Annotated in this window: 6 protein-coding genes; 5 read left to right on the top strand and 1 reads right to left on the bottom strand. The window is 60.8% G+C overall.

Annotated features, from left to right (window positions below; all coding sequences use genetic code 11):
* Positions 1 to 9: 9 nt before the first annotated feature.
* Positions 10 to 585 (bottom strand): helix-turn-helix domain-containing protein, encoded by a 576-nt coding sequence (locus tag AB4Z11_RS19175; protein WP_442026938.1) that lies wholly within the window; start codon positions 583 to 585, stop codon positions 10 to 12.
* Between the two features lie 137 nt (positions 586 to 722).
* Here AB4Z11_RS19175 and kbl point away from each other — a divergent pair, with 137 nt between their 5' ends.
* The 5 genes from kbl to AB4Z11_RS19150 all read left to right on the top strand — a co-directional run.
* A complete protein-coding gene (gene kbl, locus AB4Z11_RS19170) occupies positions 723 to 1,925 on the top strand; it encodes a glycine C-acetyltransferase (protein WP_442026936.1) in 1,203 nt (400 codons plus the stop codon).
* A gap of 21 nt (positions 1,926 to 1,946) precedes the next feature.
* Positions 1,947 to 2,909 carry an NAD-dependent epimerase/dehydratase family protein gene (locus AB4Z11_RS19165; RefSeq protein ID WP_442026935.1) on the top strand — a complete coding sequence of 321 codons (963 nt, stop codon included), beginning with the start codon at positions 1,947 to 1,949 and terminating at the stop codon, positions 2,907 to 2,909.
* Between the two features lie 54 nt (positions 2,910 to 2,963).
* On the top strand, positions 2,964 to 4,343 hold the full coding sequence (locus AB4Z11_RS19160; protein WP_442026934.1) for an L-serine ammonia-lyase: 1,380 nt from the start codon (positions 2,964 to 2,966) through the stop codon (positions 4,341 to 4,343).
* A gap of 121 nt (positions 4,344 to 4,464) precedes the next feature.
* On the top strand, positions 4,465 to 5,940 hold the full coding sequence (gene thrC, locus AB4Z11_RS19155; protein WP_442026932.1) for a threonine synthase: 1,476 nt from the start codon (positions 4,465 to 4,467) through the stop codon (positions 5,938 to 5,940).
* Between the two features lie 3 nt (positions 5,941 to 5,943).
* A partial coding sequence (locus AB4Z11_RS19150; RefSeq protein ID WP_442026931.1) for a molybdopterin molybdotransferase MoeA occupies positions 5,944 to 6,574 on the top strand: 631 nt, incomplete at its 3' end.

Below are 6,574 nucleotides of genomic sequence, written 5' to 3'. Positions count from 1 at the left end.
GGTTACGGTTTAGCGGTGGATGACGACCAGGAGCCCTTTGGCTTCGGTCTTGGCGGGATTGCGGATAGCGTGGTGCTGGTCCGCCGGATAACGCGCGGTGGAGCCAAGCTTGATCTTCTTCTTGGTATTACCGACTTCCAGCTCCATCGAACCGTGTAGAAGCGTCAAGTGCTCGGTGGTGCCGGGATCGTGGGGCTGGGACACCAGCTCGCCGCCCGCCGCCAGCGTCAGTTCGTACCACTCATATTTACCGGCCAGTTCCATCGGCCCCAGGATGCGCAGGATATAGCCTGCATGCGCGCCGGGCAGGGTAGGCGTTTCGTGCGCATCGACCACTTTTATCGTTTCGACATTTCTTTCCACATCCGACAGCAGTTCGCCGATGGCCACGCCGAGCGCATTGGCCAGGCGCCAGGTGATGGCGATGGTGGGATTCGCCTTTTCACGCTCGATCTGGGACAGCATCGACTTCGACACACCGGCGATGCGGGACAAATCTTCCAAGGTCAGGCCGCGCGCGAGGCGCAGGCGCTGCAGGGTGGCGCCCACTTCGGGCGGTGCATTACTGGCAACAGTCGGTTTCACGCTTGCAGAGTTCAATATAGTAAAGTAGGATTCGGTATATTGAATCCGTGTTCAGGATAGTGGATTTCTGAAGAATCAGTGGAATAAGAGTAAACTTTAGAATCCACCCGGTCAACACATATATACAGAGGATGATCATGAGCCAAGCGACCAATGCGTTTTACACCGGACTGAAACAGAGCCTGGAAAAGCTCCAGCAAGAGGGTCTGTACAAGCCGGAGCGCGTGATTGCGTCCCGCCAGGGCGCTGAAGTGGTAGCCGAAGACGGCCGCACCCTGATCAATATGTGTGCCAATAACTATCTGGGCCTGTCGGGCCAGGAGTGGGTGGCGCAGGCTTCCATTGCCGCCACTGAAAAATACGGCTATGGCCTGTCCTCCGTGCGTTTCATCTGCGGCACCCAGACCGTGCACAAGCAGCTGGAGCAGGCGATCTCCAAATTCCTGGGCACTGAAGACACCATCCTGTACGCGGCCGCTTTCGACGCCAACGGCGGCGTGTTCGAGCCGCTGTTCGACGAGAACGACGCCATCATCTCCGATGCGCTGAACCACGCCTCCATCATCGACGGTATCCGCCTGTGCAAGGCTGCGCGCTTCCGCTACGCCCACAACGATATGGCCGACCTAGAAAAGCAGCTGCAGGCCGCTGCCGACAAGCGCCACAAGATCGTTGTGACCGACGGTGTGTTCTCCATGGACGGCACCATCGCCAAGCTGGACGAGATCGTTGCACTGGCGGAGAAATACGGCGCGCTGGTGATGATCGATGAGTGCCACGCCTCCGGTTTCATGGGCAAGACCGGCCGCGGCACCCACGAACACCACAACGTCGTCGGCAAGATCGACATCATTACCGGCACCCTGGGCAAGGCGCTGGGTGGTGCGATGGGCGGCTTCACCTCCGGCCGCAAGGAAGTGATCGACACGCTGCGCCAGAAATCGCGTCCTTACCTGTTCTCGAACACCCTGGCCCCATCCATCGCCGGCGCCTCGCTGGAAGTGCTGAAGCGCCTGTCCGAATCGACCGAACTGCGTGATCGCCTGCATGAAAACACCGCTTACTTCCGCAAGGAGATCGAGCGTATCGGCTTCACCATCAAGCCAGGCACTCATCCGGTCGTGCCGGTGATGCTGTTCGATGCGCCAGTCGCACAAAAATTCGCGGCACGTATGTATGAACTGGGCGTGCTGCTGTCGGGCTTCTTCTATCCAGTGGTGCCAATGGGCCAGGCGCGCGTGCGCGTGCAGCTGTCCGCCGCCCATACCCGCGAGCAGCTGGACAAAGTCCTGGCAGCATTCGAACAGGCTGGCAAAGAACTCGGCATCATCAAGAATTAATCGGAATTACAGGAATCAAACATGGAACGCATCCTCGTCATCGGCGCAAACGGTCAAATCGGCAGCGAACTGGTCGAAGCGCTGGCAAAGCAGCACGGTACCGACAATGTCATCGCCACCGATATCAGTCCAAAGAACCTTTACAACGCAGCCCGCTATCAGGTGCTGGACGTGATGGACAAGGCGGCACTGGAAAAACTGGTGGCCGACGAAAACATCACCCAGGTTTACCAGTTGGCCGCCATGCTGTCCGCCACCGGCGAGGCAGCGCCGCTGAAGGCGTGGGATCTGAACATGGATGGCCTGCTGAATATCCTGGAAGTGGCGCGCGTGCGCGGCGAGCAGGGCAAGCCGGTACGTATCTTCTGGCCGTCTTCCATCGCGGCGTTTGGCCCGAACACGCCGCAGCAGAACACGCCGCAGATGACGGTGATGGACCCGACCACGATTTACGGCATTTCCAAGCTGGCCGGCGAGCGCCTGTGCGAATACTACTTCCTGAAGTATGGCGTGGATGTGCGCTCGATCCGCTACCCGGGCATCATCAGCTTCAAGTCGCCTCCAGGCGGCGGCACGACCGATTACGCGATCGCCATCTTCCACTCGGCTCTGCGCGGCGAGCGTTACGACTGCTTCCTCGGCCCGAAGACCACGCTGCCGATGATTTACATGCCGGACGCGATTCGCGCCACCATCGAATTGATGGAAGCACCGGCGGAACAAATCAAGATCCGCTCGTCCTACAATGTGGCGGGCGTGTCGTTCAATCCGGAAGAGCTGGCGGCGGCAATCACCCGTGCGGTGCCGGAGTTTAAGATCGCCTACACTCCGGACAGCCGCCAGGCCATTGCCGACAGCTGGCCGCAAAGCCTGGACGATTCCAAGGCTACCGCGGACTGGAACTGGAAGGCCCGCATCGGCGTGGAAGAGATGGTGAAGGACATGTTGGCAAATATCGACGTAAGCCTCAGCAAGGCGGCGTAAATCGATCGGCGGGCCACAAGCCCGCCGTTATTCATTATAAAGAGAGACAAATTTATGGACATGAGTGTTTTCGACCTTTTCAAGATCGGTATCGGGCCTTCCAGCTCGCATACCGTGGGCCCGATGGTGGCGGCACGCCGCTTCCTGGTCGAGAACAGTCCGCTGGACGATGTCGTTGAAGTGGAAGCGGAGCTGTTTGGTTCCCTGGCACTGACCGGCGTCGGCCACGGCACCGACAAGGCCGTGATCCTCGGCCTGATGGGCGAAACGCCGCAGGGCGTGAATCCTGACGCGGTGAACAGCATGCTGGCGGCCGCTGAAGAGGCGAAGACCCTGAAGCTGCTGGGCGAGAAAGCCGTGCCGTTCAGCGCTACCACCAACCTGATCTTCCACAAGACCGAAAATCTGCCGGAGCACCCGAACGGCATGCGCTTCGCCCTGAAGCGCGCGGACGGCAGCACGCTGCGCAAGGTGTATTACTCCATCGGCGGCGGCTTTATCCGCGCTGAAGGCGAGCAGGCAGGCACTGATGGCGCGCCAGGCGCCGCACTGCCGTACCCATTCGACACCATGGCCGATCTGCTGGCCCATGGCGAGCGTACCGGCCTGACCATCCCGCAGATGCTGCGCGCGAATGAGCTGACCCGCATCGGTGATCAGGAGCTGGACGCCGGTATCGATCGCATCTGGAACGTGATGCGCGACTGCATCCAGCACGGCCTGGAAACCAATGGCCAGTTGCCTGGCGGCCTGCACGTGAAGCGCCGCGCCGCCGACCTGTGGCGCCAGGCGCAAAAGCCGGACAAGGCCGACCATCTGCCGCACGATGCACTGAACGGTGTCAGCCTGTACGCGATGGCCGTCAATGAAGAAAACGCCGCCGGCGGCCGCGTCGTCACGGCGCCGACCAACGGCGCAGCGGGCATTATTCCGGCAGTGCTCAAATATTATGCAGAGGACTGCAAGCCGCAAGATCCGGTCACCGGCGTCCGCAGCTTCCTGTTGACCGCAGCGGCGATCGGCATGCTGTGCAAGCGCAATGCGTCCATTTCCGGTGCGGAGATTGGCTGCCAGGGCGAAGTGGGCGTGGCCTGCGCGATGGCCGCTGCCGGCCTGGTGGCTGCGCTGGGCGGCACCAACGCCCAGATTGAGAATGCCGCCGAAATCGGCATCGAGCATCACCTCGGCATGACGTGCGACCCGATCGGTGGCTTGGTGCAGATTCCCTGCATCGAACGCAATGGCATGGGCGCGGTGAAGGCGATTACCGCTGCATCGCTGGCCTTGAAGGGTGACGGCACGCACTTTGTCTCGCTGGACGAGGTCATCGAAACCATGCGCCAGACCGGCGCGGACATGCAGGCCAAGTACAAGGAAACCTCGCTGGGCGGCCTGGCCGTTCACGTGGTGACGGTGAATCACCCGGCCTGCTGACCAAAACCCGGGGCGTAAAACAAGTGGCTGCCACGCCGTGGCAGCCACTGGGGTCACGCCTATGGTTTTTGGCACTATAATAGAAATCCGTCGAACCTTGCTCAACCGGATTTCTTACTTTATGCAATACGTGTCTACCCGTGCCGACGCGTCGGCCGCAGCAAAATCCCCACAGCATTTTTCCGACATCCTTCTGGGCGGCCTGGCACCTGATGGTGGCCTGTACCTCCCGTTTGAGTATCCTCAGATTAGCGACGCCGAGCTGACCGCCTGGCGCAAGCTGTCCTACGCCGACCTGGCCGTAGAAATCCTGAAAAAGTTCGCCACCGATATCCCGGAAGCAGACCTGAAGGCGCTGGCCCACAAGACCTACACCGCCGACGTATACCGCAACGCCCGCAAGGACGAGAAATCTGCCGACATTACTCCGCTTCGCGTACTCGAAGAGAACGCAGGCAAAAAACTGGTGCTGCAGGCACTGTCCAATGGCCCCACGCTGGCCTTCAAGGACATGGCCATGCAACTGCTTGGCAACCTGTTCGAATACACGCTCGCCAAGCATGACGCCCAACTGAACATCTTCGGCGCGACTTCCGGCGATACCGGTAGCGCCGCCGAGTACGCGATGCGCGGCAAGAAGGGCATTCGTGTCTTCATGCTGTCGCCGCACAAGAAAATGAGCGCCTTCCAGACCGCGCAGATGTTCTCCCTGCAGGACCCGAACATCTTCAACATCGCAGTCGAAGGCGTGTTCGATGATTGCCAGGACATGGTCAAGGCAGTCTCGAACGATCTGGAATACAAGAACCGCCAGAAGATCGGCACCGTCAATTCGATCAACTGGGCGCGTGTGGTTGCGCAGGTGGTGTACTACTTCCGCGGCTACCTGGCGGCCACCACGGCCAATGACCAGAAGGTGTCGTTCACCGTCCCCTCGGGTAACTTCGGCAATATCTGCGCTGGCCATATCGCCCGCCAGATGGGCCTCCCGATCGACAAGCTGGTGGTTGCAACCAACGAAAACGACGTGCTGGACGAATTCTTCCGCACCGGCGTGTACCGTGTGCGCAAGTCGGCTGAGACTTATCACACCACCAGCCCGTCGATGGACATCTCGAAGGCGTCCAACTTCGAGCGCTTCATTTTCGACCTGACTGCCGGCGACGGCAAGCGCGTGCGCGAACTGTTCCATAAGGTCGAAACGGCGGGCGGCTTCGACCTGTCCGGCAAGCCCGGCAGCGATGGCGACGAGTTCAAGCTGGTGTCCAAGTACGGCTTCAAATCCGGCAAGTCCACCCACGCCGACCGCGTACAGACCATCCGCGACGTGGCCGACGATTACGGTATCGTGATCGACACCCACACCGCCGACGGTATCAAGGTCGCCAAGGGGTTCATGGAGCCTGGTGTGCCGATGATCGTGCTGGAAACGGCGCTGGCTGCGAAGTTCAACGAAACCATTCTGGAAGCGCTGGGCGAAGATGCCGAGCGTCCTGCAGGTTTCGAAGACATCGAAAAGCTGCCGCAGAAGTTCGTCGTCATGCCGCCGGACGTGCAAAAGATGAAGGCGTATATCGCCGAAAACACCGGACTGTAAGCAATGAACAAACCCCAAGCGAAGCCCATGCTGGCAGTGAAGGAAGCTCTCGACTTCCTGCTGTCTGCCGCGCGTCCTGTCACCGAGATCGAGACGGTCAACACCCTGGCGGCCAATGGCCGCGTGCTGGCGAAGTCGCAAGTCTCGGGCATGAACGTGCCCGGCGCCGACAACACCCAGATGGACGGGTATGCCGTACGCTCGGCCGATTGCGCCGGCGGCAGCGCTTCGCTGACGGTTTCTCAACGCATTCCGGCGGGCCACGTGGGGCAGCCGCTGCTGCCTGGCACGGCAGCCCGCATCTTTACCGGCGCCCTGATTCCTGAAGGCGCCGACGCGGTGGTCATGCAGGAGCAGTGCGAGCTGAATGGCAATGTGGTGACGATCCGCCACACGCCAAAGTCCGGTGAATGGATTCGCCGGGCCGGCGAAGACATTACCAATGGCAGCGTGATCCTGCCTGCGGGCACGCGCATGGGCAGCGCTGAAATGGGTCTGGCTGCTTCGGTGGGCCTGGCCGAACTGCCCGTGAAGCGCAAGCTGCGCGTGGCGGTGTTCTTCACCGGCGACGAGCTGGCGATGCCGGGCGAGCCTTTGCCGCCGGGCGCCATCTACAATTCCAACCGTTTCACGC

Origin of the sequence: Pseudoduganella sp. RAF53_2 (genome assembly GCF_052113985.1) — a bacterium.
Taxonomy (GTDB): domain Bacteria; phylum Pseudomonadota; class Gammaproteobacteria; order Burkholderiales; family Burkholderiaceae_D; genus Rugamonas.
The sequence above is the reverse complement of the archived record's forward strand: the minus strand, read 5'-3'. Positions and strand labels throughout refer to the sequence as shown.

Excerpts from the sequence above, each read along its gene's own strand:
- kbl (WP_442026936.1), top strand. The coding sequence starts at position 723 with ATGAGCCAAGCGACCAATGCGTTTTACACCGGACTGAAACAGAGCCTG.
- AB4Z11_RS19165 (WP_442026935.1), top strand. The coding sequence starts at position 1,947 with ATGGAACGCATCCTCGTCATCGGCGCAAACGGTCAAATCGGCAGCGAA.
- AB4Z11_RS19160 (WP_442026934.1), top strand. The coding sequence starts at position 2,964 with ATGGACATGAGTGTTTTCGACCTTTTCAAGATCGGTATCGGGCCTTCC.
- thrC (WP_442026932.1), top strand. The coding sequence starts at position 4,465 with ATGCAATACGTGTCTACCCGTGCCGACGCGTCGGCCGCAGCAAAATCC.